The 23780-nt window shown below is 62.0% G+C and carries 27 protein-coding genes and 1 pseudogene; 10 read left to right on the top strand and 18 right to left on the bottom strand.

The window, feature by feature from the left end; translation table 11 throughout:
• Window positions 1-118: 118 nt before the first annotated feature.
• Window positions 119-361, top strand: coding sequence for a hypothetical protein (locus NKH23_RS01860; protein WP_023677110.1), 243 nt, complete (start codon window positions 119-121; stop codon window positions 359-361).
• 75 nt (window positions 362-436) lie between these two features.
• Here the strand turns inward: NKH23_RS01860 and NKH23_RS01855 are convergent, their stop codons facing one another.
• The gene (locus NKH23_RS01855; protein WP_352979104.1) at window positions 437-748 is read right to left on the bottom strand and encodes a hypothetical protein; all 312 of its coding nucleotides are present in this window, start codon (window positions 746-748) and stop codon (window positions 437-439) included.
• A 309-nt stretch (window positions 749-1057) separates the two neighbouring features.
• On the opposite strand from NKH23_RS01855, the gene NKH23_RS01850 reads away from it, so the two are divergent.
• Complete coding sequence (locus tag NKH23_RS01850; protein WP_023677107.1) at window positions 1058-1222, top strand: DUF3309 family protein; 165 nt, start codon at window positions 1058-1060, stop codon at window positions 1220-1222.
• 249 nt (window positions 1223-1471) lie between these two features.
• On the opposite strand, the gene NKH23_RS01845 is transcribed toward NKH23_RS01850, so the two are convergent.
• Window positions 1472-1669, bottom strand: a complete 198-nt coding sequence (locus NKH23_RS01845; RefSeq protein ID WP_292655400.1) for a hypothetical protein — start codon at window positions 1667-1669, stop codon at window positions 1472-1474.
• 500 nt (window positions 1670-2169) lie between these two features.
• Here NKH23_RS01845 and NKH23_RS01840 point away from each other — a divergent pair, with 500 nt between their 5' ends.
• Together NKH23_RS01840 and NKH23_RS01835 are read left to right on the top strand one after the other, a co-directional pair.
• Window positions 2170-2901 carry a Crp/Fnr family transcriptional regulator gene (locus NKH23_RS01840; RefSeq protein ID WP_352716218.1) on the top strand — a complete coding sequence of 244 codons (732 nt, stop codon included), beginning with the start codon at window positions 2170-2172 and terminating at the stop codon, window positions 2899-2901.
• Window positions 2902-3069: 168 nt separating this feature from the next.
• Entirely contained in the window at window positions 3070-3597 is a 528-nt protein-coding gene (locus NKH23_RS01835; protein ID WP_352979102.1) for a YciE/YciF ferroxidase family protein, read from the top strand.
• Window positions 3598-3735: 138 nt separating this feature from the next.
• Here the strand turns inward: NKH23_RS01835 and NKH23_RS01830 are convergent, their stop codons facing one another.
• Window positions 3736-4734 (bottom strand): ATP-dependent DNA ligase, encoded by a 999-nt coding sequence (locus NKH23_RS01830; RefSeq protein WP_352979100.1) that lies wholly within the window; start codon window positions 4732-4734, stop codon window positions 3736-3738.
• Window positions 4735-4764: 30 nt separating this feature from the next.
• Complete coding sequence (locus tag NKH23_RS01825; protein WP_023677102.1) at window positions 4765-4932, bottom strand: hypothetical protein; 168 nt, start codon at window positions 4930-4932, stop codon at window positions 4765-4767.
• A gap of 226 nt (window positions 4933-5158) precedes the next feature.
• Between NKH23_RS01825 and NKH23_RS01820 the strand changes: the two genes are divergently transcribed.
• Both NKH23_RS01820 and NKH23_RS01815 read left to right on the top strand, forming a co-directional pair.
• Window positions 5159-5863, top strand: a complete 705-nt coding sequence (locus tag NKH23_RS01820; protein ID WP_352716224.1) for an MgtC/SapB family protein — start codon at window positions 5159-5161, stop codon at window positions 5861-5863.
• A 200-nt stretch (window positions 5864-6063) separates the two neighbouring features.
• The gene (locus NKH23_RS01815) at window positions 6064-7326 is read left to right on the top strand and encodes a DUF763 domain-containing protein (protein ID WP_352449581.1); all 1263 of its coding nucleotides are present in this window, start codon (window positions 6064-6066) and stop codon (window positions 7324-7326) included.
• A 10-nt stretch (window positions 7327-7336) separates the two neighbouring features.
• Here the strand turns inward: NKH23_RS01815 and NKH23_RS01810 are convergent, their stop codons facing one another.
• The 7 genes from NKH23_RS01810 to NKH23_RS01780 all read right to left on the bottom strand — a co-directional run bounded on the left by NKH23_RS01810 (window position 7337) and on the right by NKH23_RS01780 (window position 14079).
• Entirely contained in the window at window positions 7337-7780 is a 444-nt protein-coding gene (locus NKH23_RS01810; protein WP_352912057.1) for a PPC domain-containing DNA-binding protein, read from the bottom strand.
• A complete protein-coding gene (locus NKH23_RS01805) occupies window positions 7777-7956 on the bottom strand; it encodes a peptide ABC transporter permease (RefSeq protein ID WP_352977132.1) in 180 nt (59 codons plus the stop codon). Before NKH23_RS01805 ends, NKH23_RS01810 begins: the two co-directional genes overlap by 4 nt.
• A 201-nt stretch (window positions 7957-8157) precedes the next feature.
• The gene (locus NKH23_RS01800; RefSeq protein WP_352912053.1) at window positions 8158-9873 is read right to left on the bottom strand and encodes an HAD family hydrolase; all 1716 of its coding nucleotides are present in this window, start codon (window positions 9871-9873) and stop codon (window positions 8158-8160) included.
• Between the two features lie 4 nt (window positions 9874-9877).
• Window positions 9878-10849 (bottom strand): SDR family oxidoreductase, encoded by a 972-nt coding sequence (locus tag NKH23_RS01795; protein ID WP_352912050.1) that lies wholly within the window; start codon window positions 10847-10849, stop codon window positions 9878-9880.
• 187 nt (window positions 10850-11036) lie between these two features.
• Window positions 11037-11339 carry a hypothetical protein gene (locus tag NKH23_RS01790; protein WP_352912047.1) on the bottom strand — a complete coding sequence of 101 codons (303 nt, stop codon included), beginning with the start codon at window positions 11337-11339 and terminating at the stop codon, window positions 11037-11039.
• A 460-nt stretch (window positions 11340-11799) separates the two neighbouring features.
• On the bottom strand, window positions 11800-13200 hold the full coding sequence (locus NKH23_RS01785) for a phospholipase D family protein (RefSeq protein ID WP_352912044.1): 1401 nt from the start codon (window positions 13198-13200) through the stop codon (window positions 11800-11802).
• Between the two features lie 63 nt (window positions 13201-13263).
• Window positions 13264-14079, bottom strand: coding sequence for an endonuclease/exonuclease/phosphatase family protein (locus NKH23_RS01780; RefSeq protein WP_352912041.1), 816 nt, complete (start codon window positions 14077-14079; stop codon window positions 13264-13266).
• Window positions 14080-14260: 181 nt separating this feature from the next.
• Between NKH23_RS01780 and NKH23_RS01775 the strand changes: the two genes are divergently transcribed.
• Window positions 14261-14671: a DUF427 domain-containing protein gene (locus NKH23_RS01775; protein WP_353016094.1), complete on the top strand. Its 411-nt coding sequence runs from the start codon at window positions 14261-14263 to the stop codon at window positions 14669-14671.
• 29 nt (window positions 14672-14700) lie between these two features.
• Here the strand turns inward: NKH23_RS01775 and NKH23_RS01770 are convergent, their stop codons facing one another.
• The 4 genes from NKH23_RS01770 to ku all read right to left on the bottom strand — a co-directional run bounded on the left by NKH23_RS01770 (window position 14701) and on the right by ku (window position 18012).
• The gene (locus tag NKH23_RS01770) at window positions 14701-15117 is read right to left on the bottom strand and encodes an HD domain-containing protein (RefSeq protein WP_023677074.1); all 417 of its coding nucleotides are present in this window, start codon (window positions 15115-15117) and stop codon (window positions 14701-14703) included.
• Window positions 15118-15237: 120 nt separating this feature from the next.
• Window positions 15238-15609 (bottom strand): avidin/streptavidin family protein, encoded by a 372-nt coding sequence (locus NKH23_RS01765; protein ID WP_352716236.1) that lies wholly within the window; start codon window positions 15607-15609, stop codon window positions 15238-15240.
• 75 nt (window positions 15610-15684) lie between these two features.
• Window positions 15685-17085, bottom strand: coding sequence for a PAS domain-containing HWE histidine kinase family protein (locus NKH23_RS01760; protein WP_352912036.1), 1401 nt, complete (start codon window positions 17083-17085; stop codon window positions 15685-15687).
• A gap of 93 nt (window positions 17086-17178) precedes the next feature.
• On the bottom strand, window positions 17179-18012 hold the full coding sequence (gene ku / locus NKH23_RS01755) for a non-homologous end joining protein Ku (protein ID WP_352912033.1): 834 nt from the start codon (window positions 18010-18012) through the stop codon (window positions 17179-17181).
• Between the two features lie 125 nt (window positions 18013-18137).
• On the opposite strand from ku, the gene NKH23_RS01750 reads away from it, so the two are divergent.
• Entirely contained in the window at window positions 18138-18602 is a 465-nt protein-coding gene (locus NKH23_RS01750) for an NUDIX hydrolase (protein WP_352912030.1), read from the top strand.
• A gap of 54 nt (window positions 18603-18656) precedes the next feature.
• Here NKH23_RS01750 and NKH23_RS01745 read toward each other — a convergent pair whose 3' ends face one another.
• Complete coding sequence (locus NKH23_RS01745; RefSeq protein WP_352912027.1) at window positions 18657-19259, bottom strand: alpha-ketoglutarate-dependent dioxygenase AlkB; 603 nt, start codon at window positions 19257-19259, stop codon at window positions 18657-18659.
• A gap of 129 nt (window positions 19260-19388) precedes the next feature.
• Here NKH23_RS01745 and NKH23_RS01740 point away from each other — a divergent pair, with 129 nt between their 5' ends.
• Both NKH23_RS01740 and NKH23_RS01735 read left to right on the top strand, forming a co-directional pair.
• A complete protein-coding gene (locus NKH23_RS01740) occupies window positions 19389-19604 on the top strand; it encodes a KTSC domain-containing protein (RefSeq protein WP_352912024.1) in 216 nt (71 codons plus the stop codon).
• A 79-nt stretch (window positions 19605-19683) separates the two neighbouring features.
• Window positions 19684-19970: pseudogene (locus NKH23_RS01735) on the top strand (ATP-binding protein); the annotation flags it as partial.
• A 48-nt stretch (window positions 19971-20018) separates the two neighbouring features.
• Here the strand turns inward: NKH23_RS01735 and NKH23_RS01730 are convergent.
• Together NKH23_RS01730 and NKH23_RS01725 are read right to left on the bottom strand one after the other, a co-directional pair.
• On the bottom strand, window positions 20019-21200 hold the full coding sequence (locus tag NKH23_RS01730) for an acetate/propionate family kinase (protein ID WP_352977131.1): 1182 nt from the start codon (window positions 21198-21200) through the stop codon (window positions 20019-20021).
• On the bottom strand, window positions 21200-23611 hold the full coding sequence (locus NKH23_RS01725; protein WP_352912020.1) for a phosphoketolase family protein: 2412 nt from the start codon (window positions 23609-23611) through the stop codon (window positions 21200-21202). The genes NKH23_RS01730 and NKH23_RS01725 overlap by 1 nt, the downstream gene beginning before the upstream one ends.
• Window positions 23612-23780 lie beyond the last annotated feature (169 nt).

The raw sequence follows: 23780 nt of genomic DNA, 5'->3' as shown, positions 1-23780 counted from the left end.
CAAAACAAAAGACGCCGGCCGGGTCGTGGAAAGTGCAACGCAAGCCGCGAGATCGTACGGAATCGTACAAGCTCTTTCGCTTTGCCGCAGTCTTGCTATCGTTGGCTGGGAGAGATGGGTGGAGGCTTCCGTGGGGCAGATCAAGTCGCCGCTAGGAATCGGTATTGACACCGACGCTGCCGTTCATACCATCATGGCCGACTATCATTCCGGCGACATTCTCTCGACCACCGTCGTCATAGCCGATTTGCGCAAACGCTTTCCCTGGTTCCGGCAAACCGACGAGGAGCTGGTTGGCTTTATCGTTCGGGCGCTGGACGGTCGGGATATCGCGGTCAGCTTCGACCACCGCGGCCGTTAGGCTGATTTTACGGCAAAACCAGCCGGCCGCGGAGCCTATGCTCCGCGGCCTCGTCAGGCTGTGATGACCGGGCGCTTACTTGCCGCAGTGGTTGTCGTTCACCGTCGGCGCCATCGTGTCCCGAGCCTTGCCGGTCGCATCGGGCAGAGCCCCCTGCGGGCCCGGCGGGCAATTCCGGTCGGCATTCGAATTCGTCGTTGAGAAATCGCGAATGCTGTTGGTGATGGTCGAATCCGTGCCGGTGTCAGGGCCGCCATTATCCGGGACTACGACCGTCCGCCCGCTACCGTCGGCAGCGGCTCCGGAGGGGTCGCCGACGTTCTGGGCCATCGCTGACGTGGCCAGACCGATCGTAAGCGCCGAAGCTGCGAGAATTTTCGTGAGCATGATGCTTCTCCTTTTTACGAGGGTCGTCGCGTTGCGACTACGAAAACAACCGTTCGAGCTGGCGAAGGTTCCGACAAATTTCCTATGAAATTCAGCATGTTCTCAGGTGTTCAAGGTGGCCGGCATGCCATTCTCCGCGGGCACGCATCTATGGACTTTTCTAACGGCACAACCCGGCATTTTGCTCGCCGCATGAGCGTACGCCTTACCGTCCCGCCGGAACAGGAATGCTCCTTGCGAGTTCATACCTTTGTACAATGCGACGCGCTGATGCGAATGGCGGCAGCGCAAACAAGGAGAGCAGACATCATGGGCCTTGGAACCATTCTCATCATTATCTTGGTCCTTGCCTTGCTTGGCGGCTTCAGCGGCTTGGGCGGCGGACCGTTCTATGGCACCGGCTATTACGGTGGTGGCGGCCTCGGCCTGGTGTTGCTTATAGTCATCATCCTGGTCCTGCTTGGGCGCATTTGATGTATGTCGCGCAAAAGTGTGCAGCGGTTTTGTGATAGCGACATGCATAAAACAGGAACCTAAAGCGCGTCGCATGGGGCCGGTCGAGCGCGACGCGCTTTAGTGTCACGCTCACGACCAAACACCCGGCGCTTGGTAACAAGCGCCGGGCGTTTTGTCGTGAAGAGACAAGATTTCCATGATCCTTGGCTAAAAAGGGCGACCCGGTGCCGAACCTTTCGGCAACGAGGACACCACCATAGCAGCAGCTTAGTGTTGGCGATCGGCGGCCAGCGCTTCTTTCAGATCGGCGCTGAGCACACCCTCGTTGAACAGCGACATGATACGGGCGGCCAACCGCTCGCGGACAGGACTGTCGTCCGCAACACCCAACTCGCGGCAGCAGTCGTCGAGCGCTTTTTTCAGCACGCTCAGTTCGGCTGGAGTTGCTGCACCTTGCATCGACATGCCATCCTCCCTTGAAAAGGGCGAAAGCGCGAAGCGTCTTTCAAGCGTCCACTCGCCATGTCTGTGTGGACGACTCCAATTCAATTAGCGCCGCTCTCTTCCAAACTCAATGTACGGAAATTACCAAGCAGACAGTTTGGGAACGACTGCCTTCCACCTGCATTGTTGCTGCGATCCAACCCACCCCTCATTTGGATCACTGGGCGTAGCCCACGACGCCCGAATGGAGCCCGTTGCATCCCTCGCGACGGGCTCTTTCGCGCCCGATGATCTCAATTGTCGTTTTCGTACCAAACTGTCTTTGGTACGTTTCCAACTCTAACTTTCAGTCGGATGTTTTCGTAGGCAAGCGGCAGGAGAAACTGCCGTGCATCGATTCATTTTTTTATTTAGTAGGCTCCATACCTTTCAGTGCTTATATGAGCGCTATCGTCCGCAGGTTATACCGGGCGCGGACGGCTGGGAGATAAAAAAGCTCTTGCCCTGTTTTGGGGCGAGCTATGTCTGATCCAGCAATTTCCAACAAAAACCTGTACAAAAACAAGCTGTTGCGCCGGATGAGCGCCGGCGATTTCGCATCTCTCGAGCCGCACATCGAGCGCTGTTCGCTGGAGTTACGGCAATCGCTCGAAGTGTCCGGATCGCCGATCGAGGCCATTTATTTCCTCGAGGACGGCATCGGTTCGGTGGTTGCGAAAATGCCGAACGGCAGCGATGCGGAAGTTGGCCTTGTCGGCTTGGAAGGTATGACCGGCTCGGCTCTGATAATGGGCGACGACCGTACGGTCCATGATTGCTATGTGCAACTGGCGGGAGAAGCCGCCAGGATAGATGCCGAGCCATTCAAGGCAGCGCTGACGCAAAGCCCGACGCTGCGCCTGTTCTTGCTGCGCTACGTGCAATATCTGCATGTCCAGACTGGCTATACCGCGCTGGTCAACGCGCGATCGAAACTTGAAGACCGGCTGGCGCGCTGGCTGCTCATGTGTGACGATCGGGTGGACGGCGGCCGGCTGACGATCACTCACGAATTCCTGTCGATCATGCTTGGCGTAAGGCGCCCGGGCGTCACGGTCGCGTTGCAGCTGCTTGAGGGGCGAGGGCTCATCCGGTCCCGCCGCGGCGAAATTATCATTCGCGATCGCGATGGTCTCGTCGCACTGGCGGATGGCGGCTACGGCCTGGCCGAGGCCGAATATACCCGCCTGGTCGAGCATATCGGCGAGCGCTGACGGCGCTTTCCTGGCCGATTGCTGCCGCAGGTTGAGGCCCCTTGCGACACTACACGGCGGGTCGGAAAATTTTCAAAGCTCCCGGACCGTCAGGGAACTTGTTTCCCGTCGGTGGGTTATCGGACGCCTCTACTTTGCGAGGCGGCACCAACCATTGGGGAGAGGATCATGGTGACTACGAAAAAGGCCGCGAAGACGGCAAGCAAGGGCCTTGAGGATCTGTTCCTCGACGGGCTCAAAGACCTCTACTACGCCGAGAAGAAGATACTGAAAGCGCTGCCCAAAATGGCCAAGGGCGCGGAGTCGGAAGAAGTGACCGCCGCCTTCGAGAAGCACCGCATGGAAACCGAAGGACATGTCGACCGCCTGGAGGAGGTGTTCGAGAAATTCGGCAAGCCGGCCCGCGGCAAGACCTGCCCGGCGATTGACGGCATCATCGAAGAGGGCTCGGAAATGCTCGAGGAGTATAACGGTGCTCCCGCGCTCGACGCCGGGCTTGTCGGTGCGGCGCAGGCCGTCGAGCATTACGAGATCGCTCGCTACGGCACTTTGATCGCGTGGGCGGAAGAACTTGGCAAGAGCGACGTTGTCGAGCTGCTCAGGGCAACTCTCAAGGAAGAGGTCGCGACCGACGAAGCGCTTTCCAAGCTCGGCGAAAGCGGTGTCAACGAACGCGCAATGCAAGAAGCCGCTTGATCTACCAGATCGCCTCCGAGCCTCGGCAATGGATTGCCGAGGCTCCGCTAGTGCGGCGAACCAGCGAATTCTGCATTGGTTCCGTCGTCGTCGGCAGGACGGGGCAGCAAGAGCTTGAATCGGTGCCTCGGGACGGACTTACTCGATCTGCTCGAACGTGCATTGCCGCGGCTGCTTGTCCGGCCGCCAGCGCAACAGCTTGGTTCCATGCCGGAACCGGTCGCCTGTCACATGGTCGAAACGAACCTCGACCACCAGTTCAGGCTTTATCGGTTCCCATTGTCCGCTGCGGTCCGTACTCCAGCGGCTTGGTCCGCCCGGCGCCTTGCCGGTGAAACCCGGTTTGGCCCGCAGTTTTTCCAGCCGTCTGGTCAGCGCCGCCCTGTCGTCCTTGCCGATGGTCGAGGTGAACCCGACATGGTCCAGCCTGCCTTCGTTGTTGTAGAGGCCGAGCAGCAGGGATCCGACTTCGTTGCTGCCGGCGAGATAGCGAAAGCCGCCGACCACGCAATCCGCCGTGCGCAGCCGCTTGACCTTGACCATGGCGCGCTCGCCGGGCCGGTATGGCCCGGCGATCAGTTTTGCAACGACACCGTCGGTCGAGCCGTGGCCGGCGCCCTGCAGCCAGCGCTCGGCGGTGGCGGCGTCGTGCGTATATTTAGACAGGTGCAGTTCGGGCCGTGCCGCCGACGCGACAAAGGCCTCAATCGCCTGCCTCCTGCTGGTGAGAGGCTCTTCGATGATGATCCTGCCGCCGGGTTCGGCCAGCATGTCGAACAGGACCAGCATGGCAGGCGTCTCCAGGCTCAACTTGCGGATCCTGCTTTCGGCTGGATGAAGGCGCATTTGCAGGGCCTCGAACGAGGACGATCCGTCGACCTCGATGACGATCTCGCCGTCGGCAACAAACCGCCGCGAGTTCACATAGCGCAGCACCACGACCAGTTCGGGAAAATAGCGGCCAAGCGGCTTGCCCGATTTTGCACGCAGATCGACGGCATCGTCGCCCTTGAACACGAGGCAGCGGAACCCGTCCCATTTCGGTTCGTACTGCCAAAGCCCGTCACCGCCAGGAATTGCATCGGCGGCTTTGGCTTCCATCGGACGAAGGTCGAGCGGCAACGGAAATGCGGTCATGGCTGGTCCGCGCCGCCGCTGAGGCATTCGCTACCGCCGTCGGCCATTCCCCTGCGCCCCGCTTTCCCGCCTCGGCACCTTGCGGCCGGTTTGGTCGGGTGAAGGCGACCGCGGATCGACCTCGTCGGACCCACCGATCTCCTTGGTGATGCGATAGGCCAGATAAGCGACGGCTCCGGCAAGCAGCAAGCGGACCATGACTGCAAATCCTTCGTTGGCGTGAACCCACCAACCCACAGGCCGAAGGTTTTGTTCCGCCGCTGCCGATCGCCGGAGTGAATCGTCGGCGGCGCAACCAAAATCCAAGCGCATCGTTTGTTGCTTATCGACGAAAAGAATTTGCGATGAAGACGCTCTTGCCCTTGTTCGCTTTGACCCTGGCGCTATTCCTGGCCAGCAGCGCTTGGCCTGACGGGTGACCGCGATGCTTCTCGTTGTTCCGGTCTGGCAGGACATCGCGGCACGACTGCTTCTGACCGCGCTCGCCGGCCTGTTGATAGGCCTCAACCGCGAGGCGCGCGGGCACGCGGCGGGGCTACGCACCACCGTGCTGGTCGGATTGGCCGCCGCCATCACAATGATCCAGGCCAGTATTCTGCTCGAGACCGTTGGCAAGCACCCGGATTCGTTTGCATCGATGGACGTCTTGCGCTTTCCGCTGGGCGTGTTGACCGGCGTTGGCTTTATCGGCGGTGGCGCCATTCTTCGCCGCGGCAATCTTGTCAGCGGGGTCACCACGGCGGCCACGTTGTGGGTGATGACGGCGATCGGATTGGCTTTCGGTGGTGGCCAATACGGCTTGGGCGCGGCCGGCACGGCGCTGACGCTGGCCACCTTGCTGGTCCTGAAATGGGTGGACCTTCGAATGTCGCGCGAACACCATGCCCAGTTGGAACTGACGTGGAAGGCCGCGGCTCGACAGGAGCTCGATGCGCTCATCGGGCCGCTTGGCTACCAGGCACGCCTCGTCGCAATAGAGAGGCGCCCAGATCTCAAGGACCCTGTGTTCTCGTTCGAGATCAGTTGGAGGCGGCCCGACACTGGCGCACCGCCAATGGATCTGCTGGCATCGGTGGGCGAGCATTGCGAGATCCAAAAGTTTGATCTCCTCAGCGAGCCTGCCCGCTAGAGCGGTTCATCGTTTCACGGAAACGCCGAAACGCTCTATCTCTTTGTTTCTGCGCAATCCCGGACGGAAAACCGTTCACACTTTTCCTGGAATTGCTCTAGCGGCTCGCAACGATCGCGGCCTGAATCAGGCCATCGCTTCTTCGCGGCGCTTTCGATACCTATCTGTGGAGGCAGGACTCAAGGAGCAAGCAAGAGAGCGTGGCACAGCGATCGGGAAGTGCTGATCTTCCACTTCACGGCGGACGCGTGCCGAAATGGCTCGGCGACCGCATGACGCGGCTTGGCGCGGTCATGTGCGAGGCGATCATCCACCATTACGGCCGCGATGAATTGCTGCGCCGGCTGGCGCATCCGTTCTGGTTCCAGTCCTTTGGCGCCGTGATGGGGATGGACTGGCACTCTTCCGGCATCACCACCAGCGTCGTCGGTGCGTTGAAGCGCGGCCTGTCGCCGCTTTCCGGCGAACTCGGCATCCACGTTTGCGGCGGCCGCGGCGCGCATTCGCGCAAGACCCCGCACGAGCTTGCCCTGATCGGCGAGCGTGTCGGCCTCGACGGGCAAGGCCTCGCGACTGCCAGCCGGCTTGTCGCCAAGGTGGACAGCGCCGCGGTCCAGGACGGTTTCGATCTCTATCTGCACGGCTTTATCGTCACCGATGACGGCAAATGGGTGGTGGTGCAGCAAGGCATGAACGGCGACAGCAAGGTGGCGCGCCGCTATCACTGGCTGTCCGAGGGCCTGAAGAGCTTTGTCGACCAGCCGCATGCTGCCATCGAGGGCGCCAACCAGGGCGAGATCGTCAACCTGACCGACCGCCGCGCCGAAGCGTCGCGCCAGGGACAACTGGACCTTCTGCATGACCTTGGACCGGATCGCATCGTGAGGGAGCTTGCCGCTTTGGAGCGGGGTTCGGCGCCAGCGCCGGAGCCGGCACAAAAGCTGCTGCCGCATCTGGTGATGCCGGCGCACCACGATGTACGCGAAAGCGATGTCGTCATGCGCCGCCTGCACGGCAACATCGCGGCGGCGGCCGAGCGCGGCCCGACAGATTTCGCCGGGCTTCTCCTGGTGCCCAATGTCGGCGCGCGCACGGTGCGGGCGCTGGCGCTGGTCGCCGAAGTGGTGCATGGCGCGCCGTGCCGTTTTTCCGATCCAGGGCGTTTCTCGCTGGCGCATGGCGGCAAGGACCGGCATCCGTTCCCCGTGCCGCTGAAGGTCTATGACGAGACGATCGGCGTGCTGAAGTCGGCTGTCCAGAAGGCCAGGCTCGGCCGTGACGAAGAGATCGGCGCGTTGCGGCGGCTGGACGACCAGTCGCGGCAGGTCGAGCGCTATGTCACCGGCCCAAGCCTGAAGGAAATCGTCGCCGGGGAGTTCGAGCAATCGCATCTGCTCGGCGGCCGCAGCGTCTTCGGTTGGGAGGTCGTACCCGAAACGGCCGCGGTCAAATCAACGAAGTGATCGGCTCGGATCAAGCCTCCAAGTCGATCAGGGCGACGCCGAGTTCGGGACGGTGCCTGCGGCGCAGATGGCCAGGCGTCTCCACCAATGTGACCTCGAGCGTCGGCCGCACGATGCCGTCCAACAGATGACCGCCCCTCGTGGTGCCGTCACTCAATCCAAGGACTGCGTGGACGTGCAGGCTGGGCCTGCCGTCGTCGCCGATGGCAACATCGCCGATCGCGCTCAGCACTTCACACTGTTCCCGAACGGGGATTTTCCGGTAGGTCCTTTCCCCAGGGTCGAACCAGCCGACGGTCGCTCTTTCGAAAGCGCCGAGCGCGGTCAGCGCCGCACTGCCAATGTCGTTGTCGACGGCAAAGGACGTCAGCTGGGCAAACGCCTCTTCGCCCGGATCGAGCACAATGACGAACGTTCTCTGTCCGGCGCTTTCGGCAACAAGCTGTGATTTCATGATTTCGCTCCAGCCGTCAGGAATTCAATCCACCACACCAGCAATGCCAGCAAGACGAGACCCGCCAGGCCGGCGATGAAAATGATCCGGCGCGCCCGCGTCCGCAGGATGATCTCGCCCTGCCGCGCCTGCTCCGCCGAAAAGACAGGACCATCCTTGTCCCGGTCGTTGCTCATCCATCGTCTCCTTCCGGGCAATTATTCGGCATTGAATGGATCTGGCGCCCGATAGAACACAATCTCGTTTGGCGGATGAGGTTCCACGATGGACCATCGACGATTGGAACCGACTGGGACCCGGTCTTCTGCCGGCTCGGGACGGAGATCGACCACGAGGTGAACCCAGCCGGCTTGGGACCGGCTGGGCGCCGTTTGCATCTATTCCTTCGGCGCGGTCGCGGGCGCGGTATAGCGGCGGCGCACCGCGTCCAGGACGTGGTTGCGGCTCTCCTGCGCCGAAAGTGTGCCGTCTTTCTCCGCTTCGGCGGTTTCGCGCGCCAGTTCCTTGTCCCTGATCTGGTGGCGAAACCATTCGGAATAGTCGCCGGCGCGCAAATGATGTTCCCAGGTCTTGTCGTCGATGCCCTCGGCGATCTGGGCGAAAATCATCAGATTGTGGGCGCGGAGGTTCATCGCATTGTCGGGGCCGCGGAAATAGAAGCTGCCCTTCTCGTCCAGCTGGCCCTCGGCATATTTGCGGCTGTGGCGCTTGAGCGACTGTCGCGGTTCGATCGGCTCGACCATGGCAGGTTTCTTACGCGCCTGCGGCCGCCAGAACAGCACGCGCTTGTCTTTTGGAGAGTTCAGGTCCTTGTCCTTTGGCGGTTCGGTGCCGGTCTCGTGACAGAACGTCTTGATGACCTTTTTCGCCTTGGGGCCGAGTGCGATGACGGCGGTGACCAGCCGCAATGCCTCGGTTGAGATCGCGTCCGGATGAACCGTGATCAGGATCGTGCCCGGCAATTCCATGGCCAGCACCATTGGCGTGTCGTCGCGCCGCTTCGGCAAGAGGTGATGCGCTTCGTCGATGATCAGCCAGTGTGGTCGTGCCGTGCGGAAGCGAACGCTACCAAGCCCCGGCAGCAGGTCGGCAAAGAAGTCCGGCCGCTCATTGACGCGCAGCGCCAGGCCGTTGACGACCAGGTTGTTGTCCGGCTTCTCCAGGATCTCGAGCAGCTCCGTCTTCGTCGGCGCATTCGAGCCGTCGCCCAGCCGGACGGCGCCTTCGAGGCCGTCATAGTCGCCTTCCGGATCGAAGATGCAGAACTGGAACTTTCTCTCGACGAAGCGCTCCGTCAGTGCGGTCGCCAGGGTCGATTTGCCGATGCCGGAGCTGCCGGCGATCAGCACCGTATCGGTTGGCGACAGATGCACCTCCTTGCCATCCTCCGAGCCGAGCAGAATGCCGTCGCGGTTCGGCACAAGCTCGCGATCGCGCTCGACAAGTTTGTCGATCAGCTCCTCGACGCCCTTTCCGCGCGCGCCGCGTGTCACGAGATCCGCTGTATCCTTGACCGCCGCCAGTGCATTGTCGACGGCGATGCTGAGGCCGCAGGCGCGCAGGAAGGCGTGGTCGTTTTCGGCGTCGCCGACACCGACGACGTTGTGCGGCGACAATCTGAGGTCCTGAAGCGCGGCTGTCAGCCCGGTCGCCTTGTTGATGCCGCTGGGCAGGATCATAACCGCGCCCTTGTTGAAGATGATTTCCAGCTCCAGCCCCAATTTCTTGATGACCTCGAGTGCGGTAGCCTGATGCGGTTCCCAGGTAGCCACGATAGAGCGGCCGACCGAAAGCGGTTTGACACCGCGTTTCCTGAGTTTGGCGATGAACTCGGGGGCGGGCGGCGGAGATATCGCCCGCTCCTCCTCGCTCGCCGGCGTGTAGATCAGCGCGCCATTTTCCGCGACGACCTTGTCGAAGATCGCGACTTCGGGAAAGACACGCTTCAGGTCGGGCAGCTCGCGCCCGGTAACGAGAATGAGCTTGCGGCCGCTCTTCTTGAAGCGCTCGAGCGCCGCAAGAGTCTTCTCGGCAACGATCCCTTCATGCGCCAGCGTGCCGTCATAGTCAGTGGCCAGGGCTATGAAATACATGTCGTCAGTAGCCGCCGACGATCGGCAATATCTCGCCGGTGATATAGCTGGAGCAGTGCGGCGAGGCGAGGAACACGTAGGCCGGCGCGATCTCCTCCGGCTGGGCCGGCCGTTTCATCGGCGTGTCAGCGCCAAATTTCGAAACATCGCCGGCTTCCTTGTCCGAGGGGTTGAGCGGCGTCCAAACCGGGCCTGGCGCCACGGCGTTGACCCTTATGCCCTTGTCGACAAGGTTGCCCGAGAGCGCGCGGGTGAAGGCATGAATGCCGCCCTTAGTCATGGAGTAATCGACCAGTTGCTTCGAGCCCTCGATGCCGGTCACTGAACCGGTATTGATGATCGCCGAACCGGGTTTCATGTGCGGCACGGCCTCCTGCGCCATGTGAAAATAGCCGTAGAGGTTGGTCTTCAGCGTCGTGTCGAAATGCTCCTCGGTCAGCTCGCTGAAATCGCTGGAGTGGACCTGGAAAGCGGCGTTGTTGACCAGCACGTCGATCCGCCCAAACTCCTGCACGATCTCAGCCACCGCGTTGTGGCAGTGGTCGCGTTCGCTGACATCGGCCTTGATCAGGATGCAGCGCCGGCCTTCCGCTTCGACGGCCCTTTTGGTATCTTCGGCGTCCCTATCCTCTGAGAGATAGATGATCGCCACATCGGCGCCTTCACGCGCATAGAGCACGGCCACCGCACGGCCGATGCCTGAGTCGCCGCCGGTAATGACGGCCACTTTGCCGTCGAGCTTTTTCGATCCGATATAAAATGGCGCATCGTAAAGCGGCGCCGGCTCGATCGCCCATTCATGCCCCGGCTTCGGCTGGTGCTGCTCGGGGAAGGGCGGCTCGGGATATTTGCGGGCACCGGCCTGCATGGCGCCTTTTTGCTTGCCATTGGACTTGGACTTATCCTTCTCGTCGATACGGCGCTGGATGTGCCGCTGCTTGGCGGCCTCGCCGGCGATTTCCGACTTCATCTGCATGGTCATCTCCCTGGCTTGAAACCCAACAACGCGTGTCCAGCGAAAAGGTTTATGCGATGGCGTCATTCCTTCAGCCCGGGCGGATCGTGCGGAGTCTAACCCACGGCGCCGGCTGCAGTACGGACCCGCTGAAAAGCCTAGGAGATTGCGGCTCCCTCAGCGGCGCATTCGTTCGGCCCGCCCTGAGTCACAGATTGTTCTGCAGGGTCGCCGGCCCGTTGGCTCCATCCGTCCTATTCGTGTCGCGCCCCTTGCCATTGAGTTGCCTGGCCTCGTCTTCGGCTGCGTCTTCGAGCTTGGCGACAAGCAGATCCTTGAGGTCACCAACCTCTTCCTCGATATCTTCGATGGGTACGCCGGCGTCTGCCGCCTCTTCCTTGCATTCCCTGGCGAGGGTTTCCGCCTCCTTTTCAAGCTTGATCGGAGGCGGCGGTAGATGAACGTTTTCGTGGATCCAGTCCTGCAAGAATTCTATCGCACTAGCACTCATGGCGCTCACCTATAGCGGCAACCTGTAGTGCACATTAACGTACGTGCTGCAAAATGGATGCTTGGCAACGCCGGATTTCGAATTACGCCACTTGACGATAGCGTGATCGCCTAGGGGCTAGAGCTTCTGCAGCCAAATGGGATCACTTGGCGTCGCAGAAATGCGGCTAGCCAGACAGTTGGAGCGGGATCCAATTTGAAGGTATCCCGCCCTTAGGACGTGTTGCGCCGCCGCGCCGATGTTGCTCGATTCGGATCGCCCGACGGCCGACCATCGTCATCCGCAGCAGCCGGTCGTGTCGGCCACTCAGCGGCGCGGTCGGCGCGCATTTTGCGTTTATGCGCCATCCAGAACGGCAAGAGCTCAGCAAGAAAACTGTATATCGTGGTCTTCATCGGCATGCTCCGGACACGGGTTACAACTCGTGATCCCGGAGTTCCGTTCCGACAATGAGTTGCCTCTACAATTGCGATTCGATCGGCAGGCACCCAACCAGCGCTGCAACGATGCGCCGATAGAGACTGGCCTCGGGTTCACGCGAATATTGCCGCATCTCGCCATTCGCCATGCCGAGCCACCGCACGGCGCCTTTGTCCAGGACCAGCTGGTAGCTCGTCTGCGGTGACTTTTCGTGCTCGAACCGCCGGCGCAATTCCATCACCAGATTGGTATCATGGAAAAGCACGCCCATTTCGGCATTCAACGACACCGAACGCGGATCGAAATTGAAGGAGCCGACAAACCCCAGCGTGTCGTCGACCGTGAAGGCCTTGGTGTGGAGGCTGGCTCCCTTTGAGCCGAAAACGGAGATGTTGGCCTGGCGGTCGAAGGGCTGCAATTCGAAAAGCTGGACGCCGTTTTTAAGCAGCTTGCGGCGGTATTTGGCATAGGCGCCGTGCACGGCGGCGACGTCCGTCGCGGCGAGCGAGTTGGTCAGGATTGCAACCTCGGCGCCACGGTCCACCAGCTTCGACAGGATGGCCAACCCGGTGCGGCTGGGGATGAAATAGGGCGAGACGATTTCGAGGCGCTGCCTGGTCGCCGCGATAGCGGGAAGCAGCTCCTTGGTCAGCCAGTTCCTGCGCCTTTTGCCGCGCACCTTTTCCGGCGGATCGGAAATGACGCGAACGCCTTTCGTCCAGCAGACGTCGCTGTGCGCTACAATGAACTCCGTGATCGTGCGCCAGGCACGGAAGCTGTTCAAAAGCTGGCCGTCCGCGGTCGCATCGAAATTGTCGAGGAAATCGGCGCGCGAGCCCGCCGCAGCCGGGTTGAGCAGCTGGATCGGCGTTGCCGCCTCGCAATTCCAGAACGCCTCGAAGATCTGCATCGTCTGCCCTACGGCAGGACCGAGAAGCAACAGGTCGAGATCGCGGAAATTCGTCTCCGCAGCGTCGAAATAGGCATCGCCGATATTTCTTCCTCCGACGATGGCCAAGCCCTCATCGGCGATCCAGGCCTTGTTGTGCATGCGGCGGGTCATCGCAAACAGCCGGGCGACCATCTCCAGCGAGCGAAAGATGCTGCCGTTCCTCATGCCGCTGGGGTTGAACAGCCTCAGCTCGATGTTCTTGTAGCTGTTGAGCGCCAGGTAAGCGGCGTCGCTGTTGCGCGGATTTATATCGTCCAGCAGTATGCGGACGCGGACACCGCGCTCCGCCGCCTTGACGACCTCCTGCATAAGCAGCCGGCCGCTATGGTCGTCGTGCCAGAGATAGTACATCAGGTCGAGGCTGCTTGTGGCACTTCGCGCAGCAAGGATTCGCGCGGCAAACGCGTCATAATTGTCGGTGATCAGCAGCAGCCCGCTATTGCCGGCCGCGATCTTGTCCCGGGCAAACCGCGAAATGGCTGTATCCATGAAGTGCACCGGCAAACATCAGCGAAGCAAACGGTCTGAAATCTGACTAACAACCCTTCAGGTTCATTCTGGTTGCAGTCGCGGCTGCCGTATCGCGTCCAGGTTCAGCCGGGCCTTGATCGGCAGATGATCGGAAGCCCGTTGCGCCAGCGGCGTCTTGTGCACCTCGATGCTGGAAATCAGGTGCGGCGGCCTGGCCAGGATGCGGTCGAGCGCAAAAAGCGGAAAGCGCGACGGAAAGCTCGGCAGAACCGCATCGATCGGACCGAAATGCGGCAGCAGGGCCAGCAGCGAAGACCTGTTGCGGACGCGCCATTCGTTGAGGTCGCCAAGCAGGATTGTTGGCCGCAGAACCGGGTGCGTGGCTTCGACCAGCGCGTTGGCCTGCTGCGAGCGCGACCGCCGCAGCAAGCCAAAATGTGCGGCTATGATCCTGAGGGAGACGCCCTTCAGTTCCAGGTCCACGATGACCGCACCGCGCGGCTCGAGGCCGGGCAGCCGGATCTGGTTCACGCTTTCGACCACGCCGCGGCGTGCCAGGATCAGATTTCCGTGCCAGCCATGGCTGCGGCGGTTTTCGGGGACGTGGGTGGGGACGAGGTCGCTGTCCCGCTCGAGCGCTGCGAGATCGAGCAAACCCTGCCTGCTTCCGGTTCTTTCGTCGGCCTCCTGCAAAGCAATGATATCCGCGTCGAGTTCCTTGACCACGGCTGCGACCCGCTCCGGATCGAACCTACCGTCTGTGCCGACGCATTTATGCACGTTGTAGGATGCGACCGTTGTGCACGAAATTTCATTGCCGGGTACCGTAAACCGCGGCACTTCCCTTCGCAGCGCAGCGCCAAGCGACCTTGGAAGGGTAGGCGATCGATCCAGCATGTGATCCATTTGCTGTTGAGTCGGTGAGTGGCGGCCATTGCGATTATGGCGCGTGCGGAGGTCTGAAACAACGACGACCTTGCAAAACCGTTCCACCGCCGGCCTCGGCGCGCCCGCGGCCTGGAACCGTGACGGGCAACAACACGTTTCAGGAGGGCAGCGCAGTCAACGGAGAAGTCGAATGCAGCCCTTAGCCGCAAATTCCGCCCCCCGGCCAGGCCCGCTCAGCATTGTCCCGTTCGATGGAACCGTGACCGTTCGGTTTTCCGATGCCATTATCGCGTCGAGCCAGCGGGCAAAGCTGCTCTACGAAGACGGTCATGATCCTGTCTTCTACATACCCTTCGAGGACATCTATTTCGACCTTCTGGAGAAGACGAACACAACGAGCCACAGCCCGCTGAAGGGCACGGCAAGCTATTGGCGTGTTCATGCGGTCGGTTCGTCGGCAGAAGACTTCATGTGGGCCTACGAGACGCCCGACACCCCGGCATTGGCGATCGCCCGCCACGGCGCGTTCGATCCCGGCAGGGCGCGGATCGAGGCCGATCCCGCGGAGGACAAGCGGCATACGCCGCACGTCACCGAGTAAACTCAAATCGGCGACAGCGCAGCCTTCCGTCAGCTCGCAAACTCTTCTCTGAGAATGCGCAAGCCGTCTTCGTATTTCGCTGTCGAGGCCCCGATCTGCCGTGCCTGCCATAGATTGTCGGCAAGATCGGCGCGCTTGACAGGCAACGCCAACGGGTTGGCCGCGGCCCTGCGAACGAAAGCCGCATCGTCCTCGTTCGGCAGCCGCGTCATGGCATCGACGGCGGATACGATGGACGGTCCAAACCCGGCCGCCTCAAGCCGGTCGCGGTTCCAGCCGTCGCCTTTTTCGATGACGTCGTGAAGATAGGCGATGGCTTTCTGGTCGAGCGTTTCGACGGCATCGACGACCCGGCGGCAATGTTCGATATAAGGCCGCCCTGTCTTGTCCGTCTGCCCGGCATGAGCCTGTTCGGCGATTTTCGCTGCGCGATAAAGCACGCTCATTGGGTCGACCCCGTAACGAACAGCGCATGTCCTGGCGCACCAACGCGCCATCGTCAGTGCGAGTTCCTGTGCACTGCGGGACTCCTGCTGCCTCACTCGCGAGCTGAATGCCCGCGACAGTCAGGAGACGCGTTCAAAACTGTCGAGGCTGGTTCCAAAAGCGCGCCAGGCGGGGAGTTTCCTGGCTCGGGCCGGGGCACCTTCCTTTTCAGCCGACAAAGCGGCATCCGCAACGGTGTGCCACAGCATCTCCAGCTTCCCGTTCCTGAGGATGCCGGTATAGCTCACCGCCGCGGCTCCGATCCGCCCTTCGGCCGCGCAGGTGAATCCGATGACGTCTCCATGGCAGGCTCCGAACAGCGGCACCGTCATGCCGAAGAAGGCGCTGTCCTCCAGTGCCGTCCTGAAGGTTCCGCTGATCCGTCCGCCCTCTTCGCTGGTCAGTTCGACGACCGACCCGTACTGGTTCCGCCAGGTGCCCAGCCAACTCATCGCTGCTCCTCCTGATTGCTACCAAAGGGATTGCGTTGCCACACGGCCGCCAAGCCGCGGCTGGTGTAGCAGCCTTCAATCAGCCGCGATGCCAGCCATCGACATCTGAACGAAGCGCAGCGGCGCTTCCAGCGTCCAGGTGATGCCGTGCCTGGCGAATTCCAGGCGGCCGGTGCCGCTGAGCGCCTGCGGGGTGACGCGTTTGAGCACAACCGTTCCGAAACCGCGTCGCGTGTTTTCATCGACCAATGGTCCGTCCAGTTCCCGCCAGACAAGGCGGAAGCCATCGCTGCCATCGGCGGCTGGCGTCACGGTCCATTCGACCTCGACCCGTCCGTCAAGGCGCGACAGCGCTCCGTGCTTTACCGAATTGGTGGCCAGCTCGTGAAAGGCAATGCCGAGATATTGCACCGCGTTCGGCTGCAGCATGATCATCGGCCCGCTCATCGACAGCCTGGCCTGTGTCGCGAAGGCCTTGGTCTGGGCATGGATCAATTCGCCGATAGTCGCGCCACGCCATTCGGCATCGACCAGCAGATCGTGCGATTCCGAAAGCGCCATGATGCGTTCCCGAACCTGTGAAAGGAAAGCCTCTGGCGTCCCCGCCAGCTTGCTGGTCTCGCGGATCATCGAGACGATCACCGAATACTGGTTTTTGACGCGATGGTTGACTTCGCGCATGAGTGTGCGGATACGCCGTTCGCTCTCCTTGTGCGGGCTGATGTCGCGCGCGATCTTGGAGGCGCCGATGATACGCCCGATGCCGTCGCGTATCGGCGAGATGGTGAGCGAAACCGGAACCAGGGTGCCGTCCTTGCGCTGCCGGATCGTCTCGTATGAAGGAATCCGTTCGCCGGCGCGAATGCGGCTGATGATCATGGCTTCCTCATCCAGGTGGTCGGGCGGGATAAGGATCGTCACCGGGCGCCCGATCGCCTCGGCGGGCGTATAGCCGAACAGGCGTTGTGCCGCGTCGTTCCAACTGGTGATAATGCCGTTCAGGTCTTTCGACACGATCGCGTCCATCGAGGATTCGACGATGGCAGCGAGCCTTATGCCGGCGTCGTCAGCCAGCGCCTGGGTGCGCAGGTCGAGCAGGGTGTTGATGGCGCCGACGACCTCACCGCGCGCATTGCGAAGCAGGACCGGGTGCGCGCTGAACGGGATGAACTGGCCGTCCGGCCGCTCGGCGATCGCCCGGCCCCCACGAACCTCCCGCTCCTCCAGCAAGGCAACGGCCATCGGACATTCGTCATGCGCCATCGGCCGCCCGTCTATGTGGCGAAGCTTCCATGATCCGCACCAGCGGTCCTGGCCGATAACTGGACGATATCCCCAGAGATCGGCAGCGGCTTCGTTGAAGAAGGTAATGTAGCCTTGTTTGTCGGTGGTGTAGACGGCGACAGGCAACGCCTGCATCAGATCGGCGGAGGAAACTTGCGGGATTCCGCCAGTCTTTAGTTCAACGACGTCCACCAGTCCCCCGCTCCGCTTGGCTTGCCGACGGATTGCTTCGTCATCTAAATGCGCGCGAGCGTTTTCGGTTCCGTTCGATCCACTTTCGGACATTCAGGCCGATTTGCGTTTCGGGGCCGTTCTCGGATTCTTGCTGGGAGCCTTGCCGCCTTCCTGCGCCAGGCTTTTGCGCAGAACATCGGCGAGGTTGACGACGTTCGTCCTCGGCTCGGGTGCCGGCTTGGGCGGTTTCTTGCCCTTGCGCTTGGCTTCGATCATCGCAACCAGCGCCTGTTCATAAGTGTCTTCGAACTTCGACGGGTCGAATTTGGCCGGCTTCTTGTCGACTAGCAATTGCGCGATTTCCAGCATCTCGGGATCGACCTTGCGAGCCTTCAGCCCTTCGAACACCGCGTCCGCCGCGACCACTTCATTGTGGTTGCGTAATTCAGTCATCACCATGCCCTTGCCCAGCGGCTGGATCAGCACCTCTCGGCCACGCTGGTACAGCACGACGCAGGAGCGAGCTGCCACTTTCTTCCTGGCCATGGCGTCCCGGATCACCGCGAACGCCTCCGTGGAGGGCGCATCGGCCGGGACCAGATAATAGGGCTTTTCGAGGTAGCGTGCGTCGATTTCGGCGGCGGGCACGAACTCGCCGATCTCGAGCGTATGCTGCGATACCATCTTCAGTTTCTTGATTTCGTCCGGCTCAATGCGGATGAACTCGCCCTTTTCGACCTCGTAGCCCTTTACCTGCTCGGCCGCCTCGACCGTGTCGCCGGTCTCCTCGTCTATATAGGCGCTCTTGACCGGGAGACCGTCTTTGCGGTTCAGGATCCTGAAATGTACTTTCTCGGCCTCGCTGACGGCGCCGATGATCTTGACGCCACAGGAAACCGATCCGACTTTCATAAAGCCCTTCCAGGCAGCTCGCGGCGTCGCCATGTCAATCACTCATTTGCCGAACGGACGGAACGGCTGCGAGCGGAAATCGTTCCGCCGTGGCAGGCTGCTCCATACGCCGGCCCGGACGAGAACGTTCGTTTCATTTTCGTCAGGGGAATAGCGGAATGGCCAAACGCAGCGCAGGGTTGCTCATTTATCGCCAAAGCAGAGGTTCACTTCAGGTGTTGCTGGTGCATCCGGGCGGCCCATTCTGGGCGAAGAAGGACGACGGCGCATGGTCGATCCCGAAGGGCTTGGTCGACGAGAACGAGGACGAGCTGGCGGCGGCCAAACGCGAGGCAGAAGAGGAACTCGGCATCGCCATCGATGGAGTTTTCGAACACCTTGGCAGCTACCGGCAGCCGGGCGGCAAGCTCGTCATCGCATGGTGCGTCGAGGCGGATTTCGACAGCGACGCCATCAGCAGCAACACCTTCGTCATGGAATGGCCGCCAAGGTCCGGCTCGATGAAGGAATTTGCCGAAGTCGACAGAGCGGGCTGGTTCTCCCTGCCTGAAGCCAACCTCAAGATCCTGAAAGGCCAGCGCGCCATGTTGGCGGACTTTGCCGGTCGGCATGGCGACGGATGAACTTGTTTCAGCCTGGTCCTTAGGGCATCGCTTGGGCTTCCTCACCGCCCTGCTTTAAGCGCGTTGCGGTCGCAGCGTGCGCAACGTGATCGAATAGCGGCGCTCGGCAACCGGTGGAATGCTGTGCTCCCATTCGTTGCGCGCAGCACCCGTCATCAGATAGGCCGATCTTGGCTCGACGGTGACGGTCTTGCGATCCCATCGCGTGCCATTTTTCCGGCGCAGGCGAAAGCTGCAGGCGGCTAGCAGCGAAACGCCGGCGACCGCCTCGAAATGAGGCTTGTCGCGGTGCCAGCCGATACCGGCGCCCGGCCGGTACTCGTTGATCAGCACCTGCACGAAGGTTTCGGCCGGCAGGCGGGCAAAGGCTACAACCTTTTCCCTGAGCGGCAGCAGAAAGCCGGGTATCGGCGGTGCCTCGACGACTTCGAGCCGGTCGTAGTCGTAACGCAGCCCGAAGCCGACCACCCGACGGTTTGCCAGATGGCCGTGAAAGTCGAAGGCCTGAAATGGCAGGGTTGCGAGCTGGCTCGCCAACGTTGCTTCTTCGTCCGGCGTGATCAGTTCGGGCCGGTAGTGAAATCCTTCCGGCAGGTCGTCGATGGCGGCAAAGAGATCGCCCTGGCGGGCTGCAGCCGATGTCTTGAGCGACGGCATCAACCGTATTTGGTGAAGCCGGCCCGTAGCGGCAAGGCTGCCTCGGCAGCAAGGAACCTCGCTCTCCGTGCAGGGTTATTCACACGACGGCATGGAATGGAGCACTGCCGAGCATTGGACCTGTCGAGGATGCCTTCAACTGCGATCAGAAACATCGACTACCAGCCGGCGACGAGGGTACTCTCCGTATGGTTCGTCCCGAGCGGAAACCGCTATGATTACGAGGACGTGCCGCCGCGGGTGCACGCGGCATTCCGCAAAGCCTCGTCAAAGGGCCGGTTCTTCAACGCGCATATTCGCGACCGGTATAAATTCCATCTGGTCGAGCAGAGCCATTCGAGCTGAGCCTTCAGGCGCTTCCCAACCATCATCTCGGCTCTCCGCCATGCGTGGCCGCGCCGGGACTTCGCAGTTGGCGAGTGACCTCAATGAGCTTTTGACGAACGCGCTGAAGCACGCCTTTTGGGCCGCGAAGGCGGGACGATCACGCTGCGCAGCGTCGTCGATGGCGACGGTTTTCGCATCGTAGTCGCCGATGACGGCATCGGGCTGCCCGAAGGCGAGACCTGGCCGAAACCCGGCAAGCTCGGAGCGTTGATCGCGCAATCGCTGACCGAAAATGCCAATGCCCGGTTCGAGGTGGATTCGACCCCTGGCAAAGGAACGCGGGTGACCATTGTGTTCAACAGATCGGCCGCGCTAGCGGCGTAGCCGCTCGACCAGTGCGGTCGTAGGCGCCGCCACTCAAGGCCATCCGCATCAGCCGGGCTCCTCCATCACCTTGCGGGTGTGGCGGGCGATGACACCTTCTTCGTCGGTCGCCACGACGCGGACTTCGACCTTGCTGTCTGCCTGGCTGATGAGCGCGGCATGGGAGCTGTTGGCGGCCTCGTCGATCGCCACGCCGAGCCAGCCAAGCCTCCCGCAAATCGCTTTGCGGGCCGGGGCAGAGTGCTCGCCGATGCCGCCGGTGAACACCAGGCATTCCAGCCCGCCCAGCGTGTTGGCGAGGGCGGCAACCTCCCGGGCGGCGCGGAAGGCGAAAAGCTCCACCGCTTCGCGAGCCCGGCGGTCGTCGCTGGCCTCCAGCGTGCGCATGTCGCCGGAAATGCCGGACACGCCGAGCAGGCCGGATTCCTCGTAGAGCATGTCTTGCAGCGCCTCTCCCGAAACGCCTCTTTCCAACAACAGGTACAAAAGCACGCCCGGATCGATGGCGCCGCAGCGTGTGCCCATGACCAGGCCGTCAAGCGCCGAAAAGCCCATAGTAGTATCGACGCTTCGCCCGTAGCGCATGGCGCACAAGCTCGCCCCGTTGCCGAGATGGGCGACGATGGTTCTTTTCGCCGCCAGATCGGGCGATATCTGCTTGAGCCGGCCGGCGACATATTCGTAGGAAAGCCCGTGAAAGCCGTAGCGGTGGATGCCGTCTGCCTCATAGCGGCGCGGCAGTGCGAAACGGCTGACCAGAGGCTCGATGGTCCGATGGAAGGCCGTGTCGAAACATCCGACCTGCGGCAGGTCCGGCCGCAGCGCAGCAAGCGCCCGGATTGGTGCGAGACTGCGCGGCTGGTGCAGTGGCGCAAGCGGGGTCAGCCTGTCGAGAGCCTCGATAACTGTCGGCATCAGGCGGACAGGTTCGACGAACTCGCGTCCGCCATGGACGATGCGATGGCCGGCGGCGATCAGTTTCCTTCCGCCAAGTTCGTTCTCGATCCATTGCAGCATCTGGCCGATGCCCATGTCGCGTGATGCGTCTGCGGCAAGTGGCCGATCGCACTGCACCGCCCCATCGGCGGCTTTCGCGGTCAGCCTTGGCGCGTCGCCCAGATCCAGCGAACCGCGCGAGGCAAGATCCAGCTCGGCGGATGCTGCAAGGTCGTAAAGTCTGAACTTGATGCTCGACGAGCCGGCATTCAACGCAAGGATCGATCGTCGCATCAATCGCCGGCCTTCGTCGCGCTGTCCTGTGGCCAGGACCATTTCTGGATCTCGGGCATGTCCTCGCCATGTTCGCGGACATAGGCCTTGTGCTCAGCCAATTTCCCATGCAGCGCCGCGGCAAGCTCCTTCGCCCGCTCGGCCAGCCCCGGCACGCGCGCGATCGCGGCGAGCGCCAGATGATAGCGGTCGAGCTGGTTGAGCACGACCATATCGAACGGCGTCGTCGTCGTGCCTTCCTCGCGAAAGCCATGCACATGCATGTTGTCGTGGTTGGCGCGCCGGTAGGTCAGACGGTGAATGAGATAGGGGTAGCCGTGATAAGCGAAGATAACCGGCTTGGCCTTGGTGAACAGGGCGTCGAATCTGTCATCGGCAAAGCCATGCGGATGCTCGGAATTCGACTGCAAAATCATCAGGTCGACGACATTGACGACGCGGATCTTCAGGTCCGGAATGCCTGAGCGCAGGATGTCGGCTGCGGCAAGCGTCTCCAGTGTCGGCACGTCGCCGGCGCTGGCCAGGACCACATCCGGATCTTCGCCCTTGGCAACCGTCCCGGCCCATTCCCAGATGCCCGCACCGGCCTTGCAGTGCGCTTCCGCGTCTTCGGCGGACAGCCATTGCGGCGCCGGCTGCTTGCCGGCGACGATGACGTTGATGCGGTTGTAGGTTTTCAGGCAATGGTCGGTGATCCACAGCAGCGTGTTGGCATCCGGCGGGAAATAGAGCCTGACCGTGTCGGCCTTCTTGTTGGCGACGAAATCGGCAAATCCCGGGTCCTGATGGCTGAAGCCGTTGTGATCCTGCCGCCAGACATGCGAGGTCAGCAGGTAGTTGAGCGAGGCGATCGGCTTGCGCCAGGCAAGTTCGCCGGAGGTCTTCAGCCATTTGGCGTGCTGGTTGACCATGGAATCGACAATGTGGATGAACGCCTCGTAGCACGAGAACAGGCCGTGGCGGCCGGTCAGCAGATAGCCCTCCAGCCAGCCTTGGCAAAGGTGCTCGCTGAGCACCTCCATGACGCGGCCGTCGCGGGAAAGATGGACGTCGTAAGGCTCGATCCGCTCCATCCAGACGCGGTCCGTAACCTCGAACACGTCGTCGAGGCGGTTGGAGGATGTCTCGTCCGGTCCCATCAGCCGAAAATTCCTGGCATCGGCGTTCAAGCGGATCACATCGCGAAGATAGCTTCCGACGGTCCGCGTCGCCTCCCCAACAGTACCGCCCGGACGCAGTACGTCGAGCGCGAGGCCTTTCCAGTCGGGAAGCACAAGGTCTTGTTTCAGCAGGCCACCATTGGCGTAGGGGATTGCGCCCATGCGTCTTGACCCCGTAGGCGCCAGCGCCGCGAGTTCCGCCAGGAGATGCCCGCCTTCGTCGAACAGCGTCTTCGGTTCGTAGCTGCGCATCCAGTCTTCGAGGATCTGGCGGTGCGCCGCGTCGCCGCGTGCGTTCGACACCGGGACCTGGTGCGAGCGCCAGAAATCCTCGACCTTCTTGCCGTCGACCTCTTTCGGCCCGGTCCAACCCTTTGGGCTGCGCAGCACGATCATCGGCCACAGCGGCCGCTCTCCCATCCAGCCCGCGGCTCGTGCAGGCTCCTGGATGGAGTGGATCCGGTCGAGCACGGTATCGAGCGTGCGGGCCATCTCCCGATGCATCGCGGCAGGCTCATGACCTTCCACGAAGAAGGTCTCGTAGCCATAGCCGAGGAACAGGCTGCGCAACGCCTCGTCTTCCATGCGGCCGAGGATCGTCGGGCTGGCGATCTTGTAGCCATTGAGATGCAGGATCGGCAGGACGGCACCGTCGGATGCCGGGTTCAGGAACTTGTTGGAATGCCAGGCCGCGGCGAGCGGGCCGGTCTCGGCTTCACCGTCGCCGACGACGCAGGCAACGACAAGGTTCGGATTGTCGAAGGCGGCGCCGAAGGCATGAACCAGCGCATAGCCGAGTTCTCCGCCTTCGTGGATCGAGCCGGGCGTCTCCGGAGCCGCGTGGCTCGGCACTCCGCCGGGAAACGAGAACTGCCGGAACAGCTTTCGCAGGCCGTCTTCGTCCCCGCCGACCTCGGGATAGATCTCGCTGTAGGTGCCCTCGAGCCAGGTGTTCGCGACCATTGCCGGGCCGCCGTGACCCGGCCCGCAGATGAACAGAACATCGAGACCACGTTCACGGATGATCCGGTTCAGATGCACATAGATGAAATTGAGGCCGGGCGTCGTGCCCCAATGGCCGAGCAGCCGCGGCTTGATGTGCTCGGGCCGCAAAGGCTCGCGCAAGAGCGGATTGTCGAGCAGATAGATCTGGCCAACCGAGATGTAGTTCGCGGCGCGCCAGTAGCGGTCCATCAGATCGATCTGGTCAAGGCCGGTTGTCTGCGCAGTGGTGCGGGCCTCGTCGTTCATGGAAATGCCTCCGGAATACCCTCGTCCGTCGGTATCTGGAGTGGCGTCGCCTCGGAGAAAGGATTTGCCTCGAAATAAGTTTGGGCGGGCGCTGCCCCTCGCCAGCAAAAGCCGATCGGTCACTTGGGAACCTCGAGGCTCGCCAACGGTTAGAGAGACGTGCGTAATC

The organism is Mesorhizobium sp. M1328, assembly GCF_040318075.1.
In the GTDB taxonomy this organism is placed as follows: Bacteria; Pseudomonadota; Alphaproteobacteria; order Rhizobiales; family Rhizobiaceae; genus Mesorhizobium.
Note: the sequence above shows the minus strand (reverse complement) of the source record. Positions and strands in the feature narration are given on the sequence as shown.